Source organism: Pseudomonas sp. YNh (genome assembly GCF_037993085.1).
Lineage (GTDB): Bacteria > Pseudomonadota > Gammaproteobacteria > Pseudomonadales > Pseudomonadaceae > Aquipseudomonas > Aquipseudomonas putida.
In genome coordinates, this window is record NZ_JBBMRJ010000013.1 from 115,392 (window position 1) to 134,553 (window position 19,162).

A 19,162-nucleotide genomic window follows, 5' to 3' on the forward strand; every position below is an offset into this window, starting at 1 on the left:
CGGGCGCGCCCGCTCCCACAGGTACAGCAGAGCCCCAAGGGAGTAGATATTTCTGTGGGAGCGGGCATGCCCGCGAAGAGGCCGGTTCAGGTCAAGTCTTGGCCCGGCGGGCCTTGAAGAAATCGCTGAGGATCTGCCCACACTCCTGCGCCAGCACCCCGCCCTCCACCATCACCCGATGGTTGAGGAACCCTTGGCCGAAGAATTGCCCCTGGCTCTGCACAATGCCTGCCTTGGGCTCCAGCGCGCCAAATACCACGCGCATCACCCGCGAATGCACGATCAGCCCCGCGCACATGCTGCACGGTTCCAGGGTCACGTACAGGGTGCTGCCGGGCAGGCGGTAATTGCTGGCCGATTTCGCCGCAGCACGGATGGCCACCATCTCGGCATGCGCACTGGGGTCGCTGTCGATGATCGGCCGGTTAAAGCCCTGGCCGATCACCTGCCCATGCTGCACCAGCACCGCACCCACGGGCACCTCGCCCAGCGCCGCACCTTCGGCGGCCAGGGCCAGGGCCAGGCGCATGAATTCCTGATCGCGGCTGCGATCGATGATCTGCGGGCGCATCAGACCACCGCAATCGCGGCCATCAGGCCGGTTTCCATGTGGTCGATGACGTGGCAATGGAACATCCAGGTGCCCGGGTTATCCGCCACCAGTGCCACCTGTGCGCGCTCGTTCTTGCCCAGCAGGTAGGTGTCGGTGAACCACGGCTCCTTGATGTCGTGACGGTTGGAGCCGATCACCTTGAAGCTCATGCCATGCAGGTGGATCGGGTGCTGGTACTGGGTCATGTTCTTCAGCTCGAAGATGTAGCTCTTGCCCTTTTTCAACGTGGCGATGGGGCGGTCGGCGCAGGTCTTGTCGGTGATATCCCAGGCCTGTCCGTTGATCTGCCACATACTCGACGGCTTGTCCGGGTCTGGGGTGACAGAGACGCCGGCCGCCCACTCGAAATTGAAGTTGAGCTTTTCGGCATTCTCCAGGTCCGGCTCGGCGATCGGGTTGGCCGGTAGCGCTGGCGGCCAGTCACTCGGCGCGTCATTGCTGGCCACCGAACGCAGGGTACCCAGACGCACGAAACCATCGCGCAGGGAGATCTCCTCGCCGGCCTGAGGAATACGGATGGCGAGGCAAATGCGCATGCCGGGGCCGAGCCAGTACTCGTCCTCCAGCGGTCGCGGGGTCACCGGATTGCCGTCGAGGGCATAGATTTTCGCCTCGCAGTTGCCCTTGAGGTTCAGGCGGTACGTCCAGGTGTTGTCGAGGTTCAGCAGGCGCACCCGCACCACTTGGCCAGCCGGCAGCTCGGTGACCGAGCCGGCCTGACCATTGATGGTGATCAAGCGTCCTGCGGTGCCATTGCGCGCCGCCTCGCGAGGGATGCTGAAAGGCAGCCAGGCGCCCTGCTCGTCCACATGCCAGTTTTTCAGGCTCAACGTGCGCTCATGCTGGAACCCGGTGGGCTCACGCTCCTCGACGATCAGTGGGCCGACCAGGCCGCGGCCGAGCTCTTCGGAGCTACTGACATGCGGGTGATACCAGTAGCTGCCAGCATCCGGCACGCGGAACTTGTAGTCGAAGTACTCGCCCGGCTTGACCGGCAATTGCGACACATAAGGCACGCCGTCCATTTCCAGCGGCAGCCGAATGCCGTGCCAGTGAATGGTGGTCTCCACCGGAAGGTGGTTGATGAAGCGCACCCGCAACCAGGTGCCTTGGCGCACGCGCAGCTCGGTGCCCGGTGCCGACGGCCCGAACGCCCAGGCCTCGGTCTTGAAACCTGGCACCAACTCGACATCCAGCGGCGCGGCAATCAGCTCGTAATCATGCCCGGCATTGTCATCTTCGACCTTGCCCAGCCAGTAACGCGCCGCGCCACCGGCGCCCAGGCCAACCACAACCAGGCCGGTCAGGCCCTTGAGCATTTGTCGACGGGTGAAGGACATCGGTGCGGGTACCTCGTGTTCTGCTCAATCAAGCTGCCAGCAGTGGCTGGCGATGAAGGGCGAATACGATACACCTGCAAATGGGAAATATTAAGTGAAAAGCCGGCATCCCAAAGCAACCTGACAAGCAATAAGCACCACCGCCCTGGCTCACGGCCGTTCGAAGCTGGCACCCTTTCACTTCAACTGGACCACCGTGATGCTTACCGACACCCTCCCTGGCGACCAGCAAATGCTGATGACCCTCGCCGCACACCTCACTGCAGACTGCCCTGACATGCGCGAGCTGGCGCGTGAAGTCGCGCAACAACTCCTCGCGCGCCATGATCTGAAAGCGCTGGAGCCCGACAATGTCTACCTGCACCGTTTTCACACCGCCGTCAGCAGCCCTCGAACCTTCAACGGTTGGCAACACCTGGATCAGCCGTATGAATCCCTGACCCTGCCACAACTGGTGATGCACCGCTTCGATGCCCAGGCCCAGGACAACGCTGACGTGCTCAGTTATCTCGCTGGCTTCTACAGCGATGGGCCAGGCAAAGACGCGTATGACGAGCGCAATGAAGTTCGACTCGAAGCCAGGGACGTTCTGGATTATTTCTGGAGCATTGATTTTGCCACGGCATTCAAAACGCGGATGACGTCTTTCTGGGCCGAGCATTCAGAGAACTTCCGCACGTTGGCCAAAGCCAACTTCATGAGCAAATTACTGGAAGTTTGCGCGCAAGAGCCCTCATCAGCGCTAGCGCGTCACGCGCAGGATATCGCTGACGCCCTGGTGGGCAAAACAACCTGGCCGCCGTCGCTGGAGGCCCTGCAACAAAGGGTATTACCGGGTGGCGCTACGCGGGTCTGCGCGCTCGACATTGGCGGATATGTGGCGACGGACATCCTTCGCCTGCAATTGGCCAACGGCAGCCAGCTGATTTACATGCCGGGTGATGTCGACTGTCTGCATTATTTCCCGAATAACCAGGCACTGTTCTGGTGGGTACTCTCTCACTGCACCTATGTCGAAAACCGAACCCGTTTCCTGGCACATTTTTCCCTCGACGACCGCGAAGAAGCTGGCGGCAAAGTCGGGCTGAACAACCTGATCGATCTGCTCTTTCATGGCTGGGGCAACCATGATTACAGCGGTCTCAACACCCTCGACCTGGCAATTGAAGAGGACGGTTTCGACTGGCTGCGCAACAAAGCTCGCCAGCGGATGATCGATGATGCGCATTTCTCTTTGCGCTCCAACGCAGACCTGCGCAGACAATTGTGGATCGGCTACTTGAAGGCGGGCCTGCAGGTGTTCGGCCCTATGGCAGCAGTGAGTTGGCCGGTAGCTTTGGCGCTGGTGGGGGCTGGCATTGCTGAAATGGGTTTGAACATCTACCAGGCGATTCACGGGCACACGACGCGTGAACGCAAGGCAGGTATCACCGGCGCGATTTTCGCCGCCATCGAGACACTGTTCAATGCGACCTTTCTACTCAGTGCACCCGGCAAGCCCCTTACTGATTTCGCAGATGCGGCGCAAGCCGGCGCTGCGACCGAGGAAGGGTTAGCCCCGGCACCGGCGGAAGAATCAGCGCAAGAACACAGCGGGGAGCCCGATGAGGAAAGTGCCTCAGAGGTGGCAGACGCAATTGAAACCTGGGTACCCCAGCCCTTCCGGCCAACCGGCAGTTGGGACGCACTGCGCCCATTCGAGACGAATGTAGTACTTGGCAGCAAACCTGGCACAGGGTTTCTTGAAGGTATCCATATGCAGGATGGGCAGTTTTACGCACTGATCGACGGCATGCCGTACCAAGTGCGTTTTGTACCCGAACTGCAATCCTGGACCGTCGTAGCCCCTGATAACCCTTTCTCTTTTTACAAAAGCTTGCCGATCCGCCTGGATGCTGCAGGCCAGTGGCGGCCGGTAGAACGCCTTGGCCTCAACGGGGGCATGCTTTCGAGCCTGAAAATCTGGGGTCGGCCGTCAGCAAGCGCAAGCGTGCCGCCCTTGCCCGGCACCCCTTACGAAATACCAGCTGACTTGCGCGCCTCACTGACGGATGTTTCCGATGATGAGATTACAGGTGCGCGAGCGTTCCTCGACGCCCCGGATCGACAGGCCGCCATAGCCCGCTTCCGCCAGCTGCGTGATCAGTTGGCGGCCGATGCCGATGCGTTCATGGCCACAGTGCAAACACCGCCACGTCCACAGATACCCGAAATCCCCGTCAACGCTTCATCCAAAACCGTTTTCAAAACCCTGTACCAGAACACTAACGGCTTGGTGATTGGCGAAGCGCACAGTGGCCTTGGCAGCAAGCGATTGCTGATCGACAACATGCGCCTGCTACGCAAGCTGAAGGTAAACACGCTGTACATGGAGCACTTCACCACCGACTTTCAGCAAGCAGACATCGATACCTTCAACCGCACAGGCGTGATGCCGCAGGAGCTGGATCGCTATGTGGAAGGCCAGGATGTCGGCCACCGCACCGACGCCGAAGGCCGCTACACCTTTCGACAGGTACTGGTCAGCGCACAGAAAAACGGCGTACGCATACAGCCAATCGACTGCATGGCCAGTTACCGCCAGGCGTGGGCGACACCCGTTTCCGATGCGGCACGCCAGCGCATGATGAACTTCCATGCACACTTGATTATCGAGGCAGACCAGGCAGCGCGCGGCTCGGGAAAATGGATTGCGCTGGTCGGCAGTACCCACGCCAACACCTTCCATGGCGTCACCGGCCTGGCTGAAACAGAAGGCGCGCTAGGCCTTCGTGTCGAAGACCGCCCGATCGGCGAACCTGACGCTTACAGCACAGACCCTGGTGTGGATGCCCTGGACGACGATGGCGCGTTAAGGCATGTGCAAAGCGACCTGCGGCTACGGGCCGGAGTGTTGACCACCCGCCCGCCATCAGCGGATTTTGAAAGCCTGCTGGTAAGGCCTGGCGATTACGCGATCGAACGTACCAATGGCCAGGAATACCTGATCAACCGCAGCCGGGATTCGACCTTGCGACGCACGCTGATCAAACGCGAAGGGCGGTTTTACTACGTGGAGCGCCCCGACTGGCCGGCCATTCATGAACGTCGCTTTCAAAACCTTGCCGAGCTTCATGCCCGGCTGAGATTACGCGGCATGCAACACATTGCTCCTTGAGCCAGGCAAGGCGCAGATACGACAAGGGCGCCTTGCGGCGCCCTTGTGGCTCAACTTATTCCCACTCGATAGTGGCCGGCGGCTTGCTCGACACATCGTAGGTAACGCGCGAGATGCCTTCGATTTCGTTGATGATACGGCCGCTGACAGTTTCCAGCAGCTCGTATGGCAGGTGTGCCCAACGCGCGGTCATGAAGTCCACGGTCTCGACGGCACGCAGCGCGACAACCCAAGCGTAGCGACGGCCGTCGCCAACGACGCCAACCGACTTGACCGGCTGGAACACCACGAAGGCCTGGCTGGTCTTGTGGTACCAGTCGGCCTTGCGCAGTTCTTCGATGAAGATGTGGTCGGCGCGACGCAGGATGTCGGCGTATTCCTTCTTCACTTCACCCAGGATGCGCACGCCCAGGCCCGGGCCCGGGAACGGGTGGCGGTAGACCATGTCGTACGGCAGGCCCAGTTCCAGGCCGATCTTGCGGACTTCGTCCTTGAACAGTTCACGCAGCGGCTCGACCAGCTTGAGGTTCATTTCCTCCGGCAGGCCACCCACGTTGTGGTGCGACTTGATCACGTGGGCCTTGCCGCTCTTGGCGCCAGCCGACTCGATCACGTCCGGGTAGATGGTGCCCTGGGCGAGGAACTGGATGTTATCCAGCTTGCTGGCTTCGGCGTCGAAGATGTCGATGAAGGTGCGGCCGATGATCTTGCGCTTCTTCTCCGGGTCGGCTTCGCCTTCCAGGTTGTCGAGGAACTGCTTTTCAGCGTCGGCGCGGATCACCTTGACGCCCATGTTCTCTTTGAACATGGCCATCACCTGGTCGCCTTCATGCAGGCGCAGCAGGCCGTTGTCGACGAAGACGCAGGTCAGCTGGTCGCCGATGGCGCGGTGCAGCAGTGCGGCAACCACCGAGCTGTCTACGCCGCCAGACAGGCCCAGCAGGACGTTGGCCGAACCGACTTGCGCACGCACCTGGGCGATGGCGTCTTCAACGATGTTGGAGGCGGTCCACAGGGCCTCACAGCCGCAGATGTCCTGCACGAAACGGGACAGGATGCGACCGCCCTGCTTGGTGTGGGTCACCTCAGGGTGGAACTGCACGCCATAGTAGCCGCGAGTATCGTCGAACATGCCGGCGATCGGGCAGCTCGGGGTGCTGGCCAGTACATGGAAGTTGCCCGGCATCTGGGTGACCTTGTCACCGTGGCTCATCCACACATCCAGGCCCAGCACGCCGTCGGCGTCAACGTGGTCTTCGATGCCGTCGAGCAGGCGGCTCTTGCCGACCACGTCAACGCGGGCATAACCGAACTCACGCAGCTCGGAACCTTCGACCTTGCCGCCCATCTGTTCGGCCATGGTCTGCATGCCGTAGCAGATGCCCAGCACCGGTACGTTCAGGTCGAACACGGCCTGCGGGGCACGCGGGCTGTTGGCTTCGTGGACCGACTCGGGGCCGCCAGCGAGGATGATGCCGCGCGGGTTGAATTCGCGGATCGCTTCATCGTCCATGTCGAACGGGTGCAGTTCGCAGTACACGCCGATTTCGCGCACGCGGCGGGCAATCAGCTGGGTGTACTGGGAACCGAAATCGAGGATCAGGATGCGGTGAGCGTGAATGTCGAGGGCCATGACTCAATCTCGTCAGTGGAAATCGGAAACGACGCGGGGCTGTCGTGACAGCCCCGCATCCTTATATTGCTGGAAGCCTCAGCCTACGCGGTAGTTAGGGGCTTCTTTGGTGATTTGCACATCATGCACGTGGGACTCGGCCATGCCGGCACCGGTGATGCGTACAAATTCCGGCTTGGTGCGCATCTCTTCGATGGTTGCGCTGCCGGTGTAGCCCATGGACGAACGCAGGCCGCCCATCAGCTGGTGGATGATCGCGGCCAGGGCGCCCTTGTAAGGCACGCGGCCTTCGATCCCCTCAGGAACAAGCTTCTCGGCGCCGGCCGAGGAGTCCTGGAAGTAACGGTCGGACGAACCTTGCGCCTGTGCCATGGCACCCAGCGAGCCCATGCCGCGGTAGGCCTTGTAGGAACGACCCTGGAACAGTTCGACTTCACCCGGGGCCTCTTCGGTACCGGCGAACATCGAACCCATCATCACGCAGGACGCACCGGCAACGATGGCCTTGGACAGGTCACCGGAGAAGCGGATACCGCCGTCGGCGATCAGTGGCACGCCAGTGCCTTCCAGTGCAGCGGCGACGTTGGCGATGGCGCTGATTTGCGGCACGCCGACACCGGCAACGATACGGGTGGTGCAGATCGAGCCTGGGCCGATACCGACCTTGACGGCGTCAGCGCCAGCTTCGGCCAAAGCCTTGGCTGCGGCGCCGGTGGCGATGTTGCCGCCGATCACCTGCACTTGCGGGTAGGTTTCTTTAACCCAGCGAACGCGGTCGATCACGCCTTTGGAGTGACCGTGGGCAGTGTCGACAACCACCACGTCAACGCCAGCGGCAACCAGGGCGGCAACGCGCTCGCCGGTGTCCTTGCCGGTGCCGACCGCAGCGCCGACGCGCAGACGACCCTGGTCGTCCTTGCTGGCCAGCGGGTAGGCCTTGGCTTTTTCGATGTCCTTGACGGTCATCATGCCCTTGAGGCTGAACTTGTCGTCGACGATCAGGACTTTTTCCAGACGGTGCTTGTGCAGCAGCTCGCGGACTTCGTTCTTGTCGGCGCCTTCGCGGACCGTGACCAGACGCTCTTTGGGGGTCATCACGTCGCGGACCTTGGCGTCCAGGCGGGTTTCAAAGCGCACGTCACGGGAGGTGACGATACCGACCAGGTCGCCGTTCGCCAGCACCGGAACACCGGAGATGTTGTTCAGGCGGGTCAGGTCGAACAGGTCACGCACGGTGGCGTCGGCTTCGATGGTGATCGGGTCCTTGACCACGCCAGCCTCGAACTTCTTGACCTTGCGTACTTCGCCGGCCTGCTGTTCGATGGTCATGTTCTTGTGGATGATGCCGATGCCGCCTTCCTGGGCCATGGCAATGGCCAGACGCGCTTCGGTCACGGTATCCATGGCGGCGGAAACCAGCGGAATGTTCAGCTCGATGCCACGGGTCAAACGGGTCTTGAGACTGACTTCATTAGGCAGTACCTCAGAGTAGCCAGGTACAAGGAGGATATCGTCGAAGGTCAGGGCTTCTTGGCTGATACGCAGCATCGCGGGGGCTCCCGGGCGGGAAAAATGGAAGCGCGCCATTATACTCATGCAGGGCGCGCCGCTCAATGCAAAATAAGGGCCTTCGGTCAGCCTTGTGGCACTTTTACCTGCACCACGGCTACCGGCTGGTCGAGCCAGTCGGCAAAGCTGTCGAGAAAGGCCTGGGTAAACCCGGCCTCGCCCCAGTTGTTGAAGATGAACCCCAGGTTGGAAAAGGCACATGGCTGCAGGTAAATGAAGCCATTGATGTCATCTTCAAAGCCGCACAGCGGGCAGGTGAAGTTGTCGGTTACCGCCGGCGTCCACTCTTCCAGGCTTTCGAACAGCGGCTCGCCCACCTCGCGCCGGCACTCCGGGCAACCGGCTTCTTCGAGAAAGCCATCGGTGGGGGTGTAGATGCAGCGCTTTAGCACCACCTCCATGCCGTTGACCTGCTGGTCGAAGGGCAGCTTGTCCGGCTGGAGGGCCACCTTGCGCGCCCCTGCGGCCAGGGCATGGCCCATACGGTTGCCGGTGCGGCCACAGGTAGTCAGCTGTTCTTCAACGACCTTCTCGCGCACCAGCCAGCGCAGGATGGCGCGGGCGCGGGCTTCATGCACCGGTACGGTGGACAGCTTGGGAACGATGATGCTCTGGGTGTTCATGAACGGGGCAAGCCTGAAAAACGCCGGTAATGACGCAATTCTACCGCTCAGGCGCTCAGGTAGCGACCGATCAACGCCAGGCCGCTGGCCAGCACCAGCCAGGTGACCAGGCGAACAAAGGCTTCACGGGACAGCCGGTTGGTCAGCCGGCGCCCCACCCAGAGGCCGACGAACATGACTGGCAGCAAGCAGGCGGCGAGCAGCAGCAGGCTTTGGTCGGCATACACACCGGCAACCAGGAACAGCGTCAGGCGTACGACCGTGCTGCAACTGATCAGCGCGCTCTGGGTGGCGCGTACCTGTTCTTTCACTTCCAGCCGTGCGCTCAGGTAAAGGGCATACAGAAACCCGCCGCTGCCGAACAGCGCCCCGAACAACCCGCCTGCCGTACCCATCGGCACCGCCCACAACCCCGACAGGCTGGCCGGCCGCACTTTCACTGCCAGCCCGTACAATGCATAGGCGGTCACGAACACCCCCATCAACAGCAGCAAAATGTCGGACTTCAGTTGCAGCAGGAACACCACGCCCAATGTGCAGCCCAGGGCCATGAACGGCAACAGCCGTAACAACTCGCTGCGCACCACATCCCGGCGCGACGGCAGCAGGTTGCCGAACGCGGCAACAAAGTCCAGCAGCACCAGCAGCGGGATGATGCGTGACAACGGCATGAAATGGATCAGTACCGGCCCGGCCACCAGCGCGGTACCGAAACCGGCAATACCAAAGACGATGTAGGCAACACCAACACCCAGCAGGATGGGTAACCAGTCAAGGCCGGAAAAAGACAGTTGGGCAAGCATGGCAGCAATTCCTGGGAAGACAGGCCAAGGTTAGCCAGCGATGAGCCATGCCGACTAATATGCCTTTATCGCCAAAGCCATCTCGAAAAGGCATGACATGACGTCGATCCGCCAGTTGCGTTACTTCGTGGAAATCGCCGAGTGCGGCAGTTTCAGCGCTGCCGCCGAACGGCTGTACATCGCCCAGTCGGCGCTTAGCAGGCAGATAAAGGAGCTGGAGCAGCAACTGGACACGCCGCTGTTCGAGCGCACCGCGCGCCTGCCACGCCTGACACTGGCCGGCCAGGCCTTGCTTGAACGGTCGCGGCGCTTGCTGGCCGACCTGGCACAGGCCGAGCGCGTAACCCGCGACATTGGCCAGGGGCTGCAAGGCAGCCTGCGCCTGAACCATTCCAGTACCGTGCCGCTGACCGGCACGCTGCTGGCTCGCCTGGGCAACTACCTGAAAGACAACCCGGGGGTTTCGCTGGAGATCGCCCAGCAGCCTTCGGAGGCACAGCTGGAGGATATTGCTGCCGGGCGGCTGGACATCGGCCTGCTGCGCTTGCCAGTGCTGCGTCAGCACGAAGGACTGGCGCTGCACGAACTGTTCAGCGAACCCTTGTTGCTGGCGGTTGCTACCGGGCACCCCTTGGCCAGCGCGCCACGGGTGAAGCTGGAGCAGTTGAGGGACGAACGATTTATTTCCATCCCGCATCGGGATCGTGGCGGGCTGAGTTACCTGTCGGCTTCGCTGTGCATGGAGGCGGGCTTTTTCCCGCAAGCCGCGCAGGTGCTGTCGCGCAAGACCACGCAGTTGCAGCTTATTCAGGCGGGGTTCGGGGTAGCGCTGTTGCCGCAGTGCATGCGCGAGATTGCGCCGGCTTCAGTCAGCTTCGTAGCGCTGGAAGGTGATTGCCAGAGCACAGTGGCACTGGCCTGTCGTCGTGATGCGGGGCAGATGGTGCGGCAGTTCGTGGCGACGATGCAGGGCTGAAGGCACCGGTTGCGGTCTTGTGGGAGCGGCCTTGCGTCGCGAAAGGGCCGCTTCGCAGCCCTTTCGCGACGCAAGGCCGCTCCCACAAGGGTTAGGTCAAGGCTGGCAGTAGGGGCAAGACAGACAACCGGGGCCGATGTCCTTTATGATGCCTGCCATGATCAAAGACCCATTCGAACGACTCGGCCTGGACCGTGAGGTCCTTACCGTCAGCCAACTCAACGGCCGCGCCCGCGTGCTGCTGGAAGACGTGTTCCGCAGCGTCTGGGTGGAAGGCGAAATCTCCAACCTTGCCCGCCCGGCATCCGGCCACATGTACTTCACCCTCAAGGACAGCGGCGCCCAGGTGCGTTGCGCGCTGTTCCGGCAAAACGCAACGCGGGTGCGCCAGGCCCTGCGCGACGGCCTGGCGGTGCGGGTACGCGGCAAGGTTTCGCTGTTCGAAGGGCGTGGCGACTACCAGCTGATTCTCGACACCGTCGAGCCAGCCGGTGACGGCGCACTGCGCCTTGCCTTCGAGGCGCTGAAGGAAAAGCTCAGTGCCGAGGGGCTGTTCAGCACCGAACGCAAGAAACCGTTACCGGCCCATCCTCAACGGATCGGCATCATCAGCTCGCCTACCGGCGCTGTGATCCGCGACATCATCAGCGTGTTTGGCCGCCGTGCCCCACAGGTGGAACTGAACCTGATCCCTACGGCGGTTCAGGGGCGCGAAGCCATCGCGCAGATCGTGCGCGCCATTCGCCTGGCCGACAGCCTTGGTTTCGATGCGCTGATCCTGGCCCGGGGTGGTGGTTCGCTGGAAGACCTGTGGTGCTTCAACGAAGAAGCCGTGGCGCGAGCCGTGGCCGCTTGCGTCACCCCTATTGTCAGCGCCGTGGGCCATGAAACCGACGTGTCGATCAGCGACTTCGTCGCCGACGTACGCGCCCCCACGCCGTCTGCCGCGGCCGAGTTGCTGGCCCCCGACAACAGTGGCTTGCAGCAACGGCTGGACGGCCTGCAACGGCGCCTGTTGCTGCGCATGCAGAACCGTCTGACCCATGACCGCCTGCGCCTGGAGTCACTGACCCGGCGCCTGCGTCACCCGGGCGAGCGCCTGCGTCAGCAAGCCCAGCGCCTGGACGATCTGGACATGCGCCTGCGCCGCGCCTTCATGCTCAGCCTCAACCAGCGCCGCGAGCGCCTGGCACGCATGGACACCCGCCTGGCCGCGCAGCACCCGGGGCGCAACCTGAAACTGCTGAGCCAGCGCCTCGACAGCCTGGCCGAGCGCCTGCCCCGGGCAATGCGGGATGTGTTGAAAGACCGTCGCCAACGCTTCCAGGCCCAGCTGCAAACCCTGCAAGTGGTCAGCCCGCTGGCCACCCTCGCCCGCGGCTACAGCATCCTGCTGGACGACCAGGGCCAGGCCATTCGCAGTGCCGAACAGACCCGCAACGGCCAGCGCCTCACCGCCCGCCTGAACGAAGGCGAACTGCAGGTGCGGGTCGAAGACAACCACCTGACCCCGGTCACTCTTTCACTACTGGACTGACACATGCCCCGCCTGCTCGCGCCCCTGCTCGCCCTCTCCCTCCTGCTGCTGGCTAGCGGTGCCCAGGCCAGCTATATCACCCGCACACTGAACAAGCCGGTGCCGGGTGGCGTGGCGGTGGTTGACCTGGGCCCCGCCACCAGCGCGCCCAGCGCCCGTTTCGACGGCAAGCCGGTGCTGGTGGTGAAGGAGCAGGACAACTGGCTGGCAATCGTCGGCATCCCCCTGACCCAAAAGCCGGGCACTGCCGTGCTGAAGCAGGACGGCCGCACCCTGCCCTTCAGCGTCGGGAGCAAGAAGTACCCCGAGCAGCGCATCACCCTGAAGAACACGCGCCAGGTGAACCCGAACCCGGCCGACCTCAAGCGCATCGACCGCGAGCTGGCCGAGCAGATCAAGGCCTACCGCAGCTTCAGCCCCGCCCTGCCGAGCAACCTGATCCTCGACAAACCGGTCAATGGGCCACTGTCGAGCAAGTTCGGCGTGCGCCGCTTCTTCAACGGTGAAGAGCGCAACCCGCATGCAGGGCTGGACTTCGCGGTACCTGCGGGCACGCCGATCAAGGCCCCGGCCAATGGCAAGGTGATCCTGGTGGGGGATTACTTCTTCAATGGCCGCACGGTGTTCGTCGACCATGGGCAGGGCTTTATCAGCATGTTCTGCCATATGTCGAAGATCGATGTGCAGGTGGGGCAATCACTGCGCCGTGGCGAGGTGGTCGGGCGCGTGGGGTCGACCGGGCGGGCAACCGGGCCGCACATGCACTGGAACGTCAGCCTGAATGATGCGCGGGTGGACCCGGCGATTTTCATTGGTGCGTTCCAACCCTGAAGCTGCGGCGCCTGCTTCGCGGGCATGCCTGCTCCCACAGACACTGCGCCGTACCTGTGGGAGCGGGTTTACCCGCGAAGAGGCCAGCACTGTCAGCACCCATACCACTGGGTTGCGCCATCGAAAAATACCGCGCAAAAATCAAGAAACACTCAGCAAATTACAGCCATAAAATCTCGCCCAATTGCTTTTTTTAAGCATTCCTCTCAATTTTTCGCGGACACTTGCCATCCCTCACCTCTCTGGTTAGGGTTGAAGGCATGAAAACCTTCAGCACCCTCATCCTGCTCCGACAACATCGCAGCCTCTGCCTGGTCAGCGCCCGACTACCAGGCTGAATCGCGTCGCCTCGCCTCTTCATCTCGTTATTGCTCGGCAGGCCCGATCTCGGCCGCACACAAAAGGATTGCTTCCATGTCCATGCTCAAAGACCCTTCGAAGAAGTACCGCGCTTTCCCGACCATCGACCTGCCCGACCGTACCTGGCCCTCGAAGACCATCACCGCCGCGCCGATCTGGTGCAGCTCCGACCTGCGTGATGGCAACCAGTCGCTGATCGAGCCGATGGATTCGGAGAAGAAACTGCGCTTCTGGAAGACCCTGGTGCAGGTGGGCGTGAAGGAAATCGAAGCGTCGTTCCCGTCTGCCTCGCAGACCGATTTCGACTTCGTGCGCACCCTGATCGAGGACGGCCACATTCCGGACGACACCACCATCCAGGTGTTGACCCAGGCCCGTGAAGACCTGATCGCACGCACCTTCGAATCGCTGCGCGGCGCGAAGAAGGCCATCGTCCACCTGTACAACGCCACCAGCCCGTCGTTCCGCCGCATTGTCTTCAACCAGGACAAGCAAGGCGTGAAGGACATCGCGGTGAACGCGGCCAAGCTGTTCGTCAAGTACGCTGCCCAGCAGCCGGAAACCCAGTGGACCTTCCAGTACTCGCCCGAAACCTTCAGTGCCACCGAGATGGACTTCGCCAAGGAAGTCTGCGACGCGGTCATCGAGGTATGGAACCCGACGCCTGAGCACAAGATCATCCTCAACCTGCCGGCCACCGTGGAAGTGTCCACGCCGAACATCTACGCCGACCAGATCGAATGGTTCTGCCGCAATGTCAGCCGCCGCGACAGCGTGATCATCAGCCTGCACTGCCACAACGACCGTGGCACCGGCATCGCCGCCACCGAGCTGGGCCTGATGGCCGGCGCCGACCGTGCCGAAGGCTGCCTGTTCGGCAACGGCGAGCGCACCGGTAACGTCGACCTGGTGACCCTGGCACTGAACCTCTACACCCAAGGCATCGACCCGTTGCTGGACTTCTCCGACATCGACGGCGTGCGCAAAGTGGTCGAAGAGTGCAACCAGCTGCCGGTGCACCCACGCCACCCGTACGTGGGCGACCTGGTCCACACCGCGTTCTCCGGCTCGCACCAGGACGCCATCCGCAAGGGCTTCGCCAAGCAGCAGGAAGGCGAACTGTGGGAAGTGCCATACCTGCCGATCGACCCGGCCGACATCGGCCGCAGCTACGAAGCGGTAATCCGCGTCAACAGCCAGTCGGGCAAAGGCGGCATCACCTACCTGCTCGAGCAGGAATATGGCATCAGCCTGCCGCGTCGCATGCAGATCGAATTCAGCCAGGTGGTACAGGGTGAAACCGACCGCCTGGGCCTGGAAATGACCGCCCAGCAGATCTACAGCCTGCTGCACAAGGAATACCTCCAGGCCAACGCGCCATACGCACTGGTCAGCCATCGCCTGCAGGAAGAAAACGGCCACAGCGCCGTGGAAGTGGAGGTTGCCGGTGAAGGCGAAACCACCCTGCACTGGCGCGGCAAGGGCAACGGCGCCCTGGAAGCACTGGTGGCCGGCCTGCCGATTGCCGTGGAGATCATGGACTACAACGAGCATGCGATTGGCGCTGGCACCAACGCCAAGGCAGCTGCCTACATCGAACTGCGCGTGGCCGGTGGCCGCCCGGTACATGGCGTGGGTATCGATGAGAACATCACCACGGCCAGCTTCAAGGCCCTGTTCAGCGCGCTGAACCGCTCGCTGAGCCAGCAGGAAGCACAAGCAGCCTGATGGTTCCAGCTACAAAAAAACCGCATCCTTGATGCGGTTTTTTTCTGTCAGAATTTAATAGCGATTACCGGGCGTGAAGTAAGCACCATAATTGAATACCCATCGGCCACTATTTTCCGGGAACTGATGGCCCTTCACCAACGCTGCCTCTTGAATTTCATTCCACCCTAGCGGCTTGACCGAATTTTCAGCAGCTACCGTGATGATTGAACTGGTTGCAATAGACGTCAGTATGCACAGATCCTCCCTGTCCTTCCTACCCGCTTTGGCGTAGGTTTTAGCCTTTGCGTATTTGAATAAATCCGCGAAATTTCCCGCACCTGTAACACAATGCGCATAGACCATGTGCATCTGATAAAAGTTGAAAATACCCGGCCCTTCCAATTCAATTTTCCGAGACCGCGCAGTCGAGTGGCTAATACCCTGAGTGGTCGTGGATGTCAGCTTCCCACCCACAACGCTCCCCAGAAATCCCGCACCGAGGTTGACCTCTGCTTCTACAGAGGAAGAGAAAGAGCGGCTATACCCCTCCACCGTAGACACTTCTTCAGTATGCGTTACGCTACTGGGGACCCTTGCCATCCCCGCATACTCCAGATACGCCAGTATCGGGGTAGAGTAGGTACCCCAGTTCTGATTGACGACATACATGTCACCGTAAACGGTGTCGCCAAATATCCAACAGCCAGGATTGACCTTACCGTCTACGCCATACAAATAAGTTTCTATTTCATAAGTTCCGCGCTTATGTGGAAAGTTGCCAATCGTTCTAATCATTTCTTTATCGATGAAGCTCATACAAACTCTCCGCTTTGCATTCAAGATTGCAGCGCCATCGTAATCGTCGTATTCGGTATCGATAATCGGGAAAGGCTTCATGCACCGGCGGCCCGATCACACAAAAAACGCCCATAAAAAAAGGGGCGCTGACCAAGTGCCCCTCAAGCTGTAAAGCACACAACAAATTCAGTTGGCGTCCAGCAGCGCCATCGCCTCCGCGCTGCACGCTTCGATCCGCGCCCAGTCGCCGTTCTTGATCCAGCTGCTGTCGAGCATCCAGGTTCCGCCCACGCACATCACGTTGGGCAATGCCATGTAGTTACGTACATTGGCCGGGTTAACGCCGCCGGTTGGGCAAAAGCGAATATCGCCGAACGGGCCGCCAAAGGCCTTGATCGCCGCAACGCCGCCGCTGATTTCCGCCGGGAACAACTTGAACCTGCGGTAGCCCAGGGCATAGCCCATCATGATTTCAGAGGGCGTACTGATGCCTGGCAGCAGCGGGATTTCGCTGTCCACGCCCGCTTCGAGAATGTCCTGGGTAATGCCCGGGGTGACGACGAACTGCGCGCCGGCAGCCTCGACGGCGGCGAACATGCTGCGATCCAGTACAGTGCCTGCGCCAACGCACAATTCCGGGCGCTGCTCACGCAGCACCTGGATGGCCTTGAGCCCATGCTGGGAACGCAGGGTCACTTCCAGGGTACGGATACCGCCGGCGGCCAGGGCATCGGCCAGCGGCAGGATGTCTTCCTCATGGGCGATGGTAATGACCGGCAGGATGCGCGCCTTTTCGCAGATGGCATCGATCCGGGCGGCCTTGTCGGCCATCGAGAGCTTTGGCTGTGGGCGTTCGAGGGTGGTCATGACAGTGGATCCTTGGCTCATGGGCACCAGTAGATGTCCAGGGGGTCGTGAAGAAAAGCGCGAATCGGCATTTCAGTAAGGTCGTTGCCAGCCAGCGCGGCGCGCAGGGTAGCGAGTTTGCCCGGCCCTTGCACGGACAGCGCGATGAAGGCGGCGCTGGCCAGCAGCGAGCGGGTCATCGACAGGCGCTGGTGCGGCACGCTCGGCGCCAGCAACGGCAGGCAGCGACGCGTGCTGGCCAGGTCCAGGCCTGCTTCCAGGTTGGGGCTGGCGGGGAACAGCGAGGCGGTATGGCCATCGTCACCCATGCCCAGCACCAGCACGTCGATCGGCGGCAGCCCGGTCAAGGCCTGGTCAGCCTTGAGCGCAGCGGCATCAAGGTTTTCCGCCTGCTGGTACAGGCCAACAAAGCGGGCCTTGGCCGCCGCACCCGTGAGCAGGTGGCGGGCCAACAGGCCAGCGTTGCTGTCAGCATGCTCCACCGGCACCCAGCGCTCATCGGCCAGGCTGACGGTAACCTTGGCCCAGTCCAGGGGCTCACTGGCCAGCTTCTCAAGGAATGGCACCGGGCTGCGGCCACCAGACAGCACCACGCAGGCCTGGCCCTTGGCAGCAATGGCTGCACGAAGGCGCTCGGCCACATCGTGGGCCAGGGTTGCAGCCAGCGTCTTGGCGTCGGCCAGCTCGTGGACCTTCACGGCCGCCGGCAATTTCAGTTCAGATATCCCCATACCACGCCCTCCCATCGCGTGTAATCAATGCAATCGAGCTCATCGGCCCCCAGGAGCCCGCCGCGTAAGGCTTGGGCGCATCGCCCGCATTACGCCAGCCGGCGATCAACTGGTCGCACCACTTCCAGGCATATTCGATTTCGTCCTTGCGCACGAACAGGTTCTGGTTGCCACGCATCACTTCGAGCAACAGGCGCTCGTAGGCATCCGGAATCCGCGTACTGCGCCAGGTGTCGGAAAAATTAAGCTGCAACGGGCCGCTGCGCAGTTGCATGCCTTTGTCCAGGCCCTGCTCCTTGGTCATCACCCGTAAAGAAATGCCTTCGTCCGGTTGCAGGCGAATGATCAGCTTGTTACCGATTTGCAAACGCTGTTCCGGGGCGAAGATGTAGTGCGGCGTTTCCTTGAAGTGGATGACGATCTGCGACAGCTTCTGCGACATGCGCTTGCCAGTACGCAGGTAGAACGGCACGCCCGACCAGCGCCAGTTGCGGATATCGGCACGCAGGGCGACGAAGGTTTCGGTGTCGCTGCGGGCGTTGGCGTTGTCCTCTTCCAGGTAGCCAGGTACCGGCTTGCCCTCGCTGTAGCCGGCAATATACTGACCACGCACCACTTGGGTGCTCAAACCCTCGCCCGTGATCGGCGCCAGGGCCTTTAGCACCTTCACCTTCTCGTCACGAATGGCATCGGCGGACAGCTCGCTGGGCGGGTCCATGGCGATCAGGCACAGCAACTGCAGCAGATGGTTCTGGATCATGTCGCGCAGTTGGCCGGCCTTGTCGAAGTAGCCCCAGCGGCCTTCGATACCGACTTTCTCGGCAACGGTGATCTCCACGTGGGAGATGGAATTCTGGTTCCACTGGGTTTCGAACAGGCTATTGGCGAAGCGCAGGGCAATCAGGTTCTGCACCGTCTCCTTGCCCAGATAGTGGTCGATACGGTACACCCGGTTTTCGGGGAAGAACCGCGCCACGGCATCGTTGACCCGTCGCGACGACTCCAGGTCGTGGCCGATGGGCTTCTCCAGCACCACCCGGGTACGCGGGGCCAGCCCGGCGTTGTCGAGGTTTTCGCAGATGGCCCCGTACACCGCTGCCGCCGTGGCGAAGTAGGCGATCAGCGGCAGGTCTCCCGGCAACTGCTCCGCCAGGGCCTGGTAACCCTCAGGTTGCAGGAAGTCCAGGTGCTGGTAGCTCAACCGGGCCAGGAAGCGGCCCAGTGCGGCAGGCTCGATATCGGCCTCGGGCACATGCCGGCGCAGGTGGGCTTCGATGCTGTTCAGGTGCTCCTGCGCGCTGCCTGCCTCGCGGGCCAGCGCCAGCAGGCGGGTGTCCGGGTGCAGCAGGTTGGCCCGGTCGAGCTGGTAGAGCGCAGGAAACAGCTTGCGCAACGCCAGGTCGCCAAGGGCGCCAAACAGGGCAAACGTGCAAGGATCGACACTGATCGCAGCCATGATGTAGGTTCTTTCCTAAAGTTGGTCTAGGAATACCGCTTTCGAATACGGTTTTCAAGGGATAATGTAGTAAAAACCACAACATTGCACACAAGTATTACAGACAAGTGGTGCGCCACCCGCACCGACAGTACGATAGACGACCGTGCAAAAAGCCT

15 protein-coding genes are annotated in these 19,162 nt (G+C 61.7%); 5 read left to right on the forward strand and 10 right to left on the reverse strand.

The window, feature by feature from the left end; all coding sequences use genetic code 11:
• Nucleotides 1–91: 91 nt before the first annotated feature.
• The gene (tadA, locus tag WF331_RS15575; protein ID WP_016501263.1) at nucleotides 92–571 is read right to left on the reverse strand and encodes a tRNA adenosine(34) deaminase TadA; all 480 of its coding nucleotides are present in this window, start codon (nucleotides 569–571) and stop codon (nucleotides 92–94) included.
• The gene (locus WF331_RS15580; RefSeq protein ID WP_016501264.1) at nucleotides 571–1,953 is read right to left on the reverse strand and encodes a multicopper oxidase family protein; all 1,383 of its coding nucleotides are present in this window, start codon (nucleotides 1,951–1,953) and stop codon (nucleotides 571–573) included. The genes tadA and WF331_RS15580 overlap by 1 nt, the downstream gene beginning before the upstream one ends.
• Nucleotides 1,954–2,152: 199 nt before the next feature.
• On the opposite strand from WF331_RS15580, the gene WF331_RS15585 reads away from it, so the two are divergent.
• Nucleotides 2,153–5,110 (forward strand): membrane-targeted effector domain-containing toxin, encoded by a 2,958-nt coding sequence (locus tag WF331_RS15585; protein ID WP_340623067.1) that lies wholly within the window; start codon nucleotides 2,153–2,155, stop codon nucleotides 5,108–5,110.
• A gap of 55 nt (nucleotides 5,111–5,165) precedes the next feature.
• On the opposite strand, the gene guaA is transcribed toward WF331_RS15585, so the two are convergent.
• The 4 genes from guaA to WF331_RS15605 all read right to left on the reverse strand — a co-directional run bounded on the left by guaA (nucleotide 5,166) and on the right by WF331_RS15605 (nucleotide 9,738).
• Nucleotides 5,166–6,743, reverse strand: coding sequence for a glutamine-hydrolyzing GMP synthase (gene guaA / locus WF331_RS15590; RefSeq protein WP_016501266.1), 1,578 nt, complete (start codon nucleotides 6,741–6,743; stop codon nucleotides 5,166–5,168).
• 78 nt (nucleotides 6,744–6,821) lie between these two features.
• Nucleotides 6,822–8,291, reverse strand: a complete 1,470-nt coding sequence (gene guaB / locus WF331_RS15595; protein WP_016501267.1) for an IMP dehydrogenase — start codon at nucleotides 8,289–8,291, stop codon at nucleotides 6,822–6,824.
• A gap of 86 nt (nucleotides 8,292–8,377) precedes the next feature.
• Nucleotides 8,378–8,935, reverse strand: a complete 558-nt coding sequence (locus WF331_RS15600; protein WP_016501268.1) for a hypothetical protein — start codon at nucleotides 8,933–8,935, stop codon at nucleotides 8,378–8,380.
• A 47-nt stretch (nucleotides 8,936–8,982) separates the two neighbouring features.
• Complete coding sequence (locus WF331_RS15605) at nucleotides 8,983–9,738, reverse strand: sulfite exporter TauE/SafE family protein (RefSeq protein WP_049274854.1); 756 nt, start codon at nucleotides 9,736–9,738, stop codon at nucleotides 8,983–8,985.
• 97 nt (nucleotides 9,739–9,835) lie between these two features.
• On the opposite strand from WF331_RS15605, the gene WF331_RS15610 reads away from it, so the two are divergent.
• The 4 genes from WF331_RS15610 (at nucleotide 9,836) to leuA (ending at nucleotide 15,170) form a co-directional block, all read left to right on the forward strand.
• Nucleotides 9,836–10,714 carry a LysR substrate-binding domain-containing protein gene (locus tag WF331_RS15610; RefSeq protein ID WP_340623068.1) on the forward strand — a complete coding sequence of 293 codons (879 nt, stop codon included), beginning with the start codon at nucleotides 9,836–9,838 and terminating at the stop codon, nucleotides 10,712–10,714.
• Between the two features lie 157 nt (nucleotides 10,715–10,871).
• Nucleotides 10,872–12,251: an exodeoxyribonuclease VII large subunit gene (gene xseA / locus WF331_RS15615; RefSeq protein ID WP_063426450.1), complete on the forward strand. Its 1,380-nt coding sequence runs from the start codon at nucleotides 10,872–10,874 to the stop codon at nucleotides 12,249–12,251.
• Between the two features lie 3 nt (nucleotides 12,252–12,254).
• Nucleotides 12,255–13,082, forward strand: a complete 828-nt coding sequence (locus WF331_RS15620; RefSeq protein ID WP_340623069.1) for a peptidoglycan DD-metalloendopeptidase family protein — start codon at nucleotides 12,255–12,257, stop codon at nucleotides 13,080–13,082.
• A 414-nt stretch (nucleotides 13,083–13,496) separates the two neighbouring features.
• Nucleotides 13,497–15,170: a 2-isopropylmalate synthase gene (leuA, locus tag WF331_RS15625; RefSeq protein WP_016501273.1), complete on the forward strand. Its 1,674-nt coding sequence runs from the start codon at nucleotides 13,497–13,499 to the stop codon at nucleotides 15,168–15,170.
• A gap of 54 nt (nucleotides 15,171–15,224) precedes the next feature.
• On the opposite strand, the gene WF331_RS15630 is transcribed toward leuA, so the two are convergent.
• From WF331_RS15630 to zwf, 4 genes are all read right to left on the reverse strand, one after another.
• Nucleotides 15,225–15,968: a monalysin family beta-barrel pore-forming toxin gene (locus WF331_RS15630; protein WP_340623070.1), complete on the reverse strand. Its 744-nt coding sequence runs from the start codon at nucleotides 15,966–15,968 to the stop codon at nucleotides 15,225–15,227.
• 168 nt (nucleotides 15,969–16,136) lie between these two features.
• Nucleotides 16,137–16,817 carry a bifunctional 4-hydroxy-2-oxoglutarate aldolase/2-dehydro-3-deoxy-phosphogluconate aldolase gene (locus tag WF331_RS15635; protein ID WP_340623071.1) on the reverse strand — a complete coding sequence of 227 codons (681 nt, stop codon included), beginning with the start codon at nucleotides 16,815–16,817 and terminating at the stop codon, nucleotides 16,137–16,139.
• 17 nt (nucleotides 16,818–16,834) lie between these two features.
• Nucleotides 16,835–17,548, reverse strand: coding sequence for a 6-phosphogluconolactonase (gene pgl, locus WF331_RS15640; RefSeq protein ID WP_016501276.1), 714 nt, complete (start codon nucleotides 17,546–17,548; stop codon nucleotides 16,835–16,837).
• Nucleotides 17,535–19,004, reverse strand: a complete 1,470-nt coding sequence (gene zwf, locus WF331_RS15645) for a glucose-6-phosphate dehydrogenase (protein ID WP_340623072.1) — start codon at nucleotides 19,002–19,004, stop codon at nucleotides 17,535–17,537. Before zwf ends, pgl begins: the two co-directional genes overlap by 14 nt.
• Nucleotides 19,005–19,162 lie beyond the last annotated feature (158 nt).

Bases quoted from the DNA above. Each gene is read 5' to 3' on its own strand.
- tadA (WP_016501263.1), bottom strand. From the start codon at position 571: ATGCGCCCGCAGATCATCGATCGCAGCCGCGATCAGGAATTCATGCGC.
- WF331_RS15580 (WP_016501264.1), bottom strand. From the start codon at position 1,953: ATGTCCTTCACCCGTCGACAAATGCTCAAGGGCCTGACCGGCCTGGTT.
- WF331_RS15585 (WP_340623067.1), top strand. From the start codon at position 2,153: ATGCTTACCGACACCCTCCCTGGCGACCAGCAAATGCTGATGACCCTC.
- guaA (WP_016501266.1), bottom strand. From the start codon at position 6,743: ATGGCCCTCGACATTCACGCTCACCGCATCCTGATCCTCGATTTCGGT.
- guaB (WP_016501267.1), bottom strand. From the start codon at position 8,291: ATGCTGCGTATCAGCCAAGAAGCCCTGACCTTCGACGATATCCTCCTT.
- WF331_RS15600 (WP_016501268.1), bottom strand. From the start codon at position 8,935: ATGAACACCCAGAGCATCATCGTTCCCAAGCTGTCCACCGTACCGGTG.
- WF331_RS15605 (WP_049274854.1), bottom strand. From the start codon at position 9,738: ATGCTTGCCCAACTGTCTTTTTCCGGCCTTGACTGGTTACCCATCCTG.
- WF331_RS15610 (WP_340623068.1), top strand. From the start codon at position 9,836: ATGACGTCGATCCGCCAGTTGCGTTACTTCGTGGAAATCGCCGAGTGC.
- xseA (WP_063426450.1), top strand. From the start codon at position 10,872: ATGATCAAAGACCCATTCGAACGACTCGGCCTGGACCGTGAGGTCCTT.
- WF331_RS15620 (WP_340623069.1), top strand. From the start codon at position 12,255: ATGCCCCGCCTGCTCGCGCCCCTGCTCGCCCTCTCCCTCCTGCTGCTG.
- leuA (WP_016501273.1), top strand. From the start codon at position 13,497: ATGTCCATGCTCAAAGACCCTTCGAAGAAGTACCGCGCTTTCCCGACC.
- WF331_RS15630 (WP_340623070.1), bottom strand. From the start codon at position 15,968: ATGAGCTTCATCGATAAAGAAATGATTAGAACGATTGGCAACTTTCCA.
- WF331_RS15635 (WP_340623071.1), bottom strand. From the start codon at position 16,817: ATGACCACCCTCGAACGCCCACAGCCAAAGCTCTCGATGGCCGACAAG.
- pgl (WP_016501276.1), bottom strand. From the start codon at position 17,548: ATGGGGATATCTGAACTGAAATTGCCGGCGGCCGTGAAGGTCCACGAG.
- zwf (WP_340623072.1), bottom strand. From the start codon at position 19,004: ATGGCTGCGATCAGTGTCGATCCTTGCACGTTTGCCCTGTTTGGCGCC.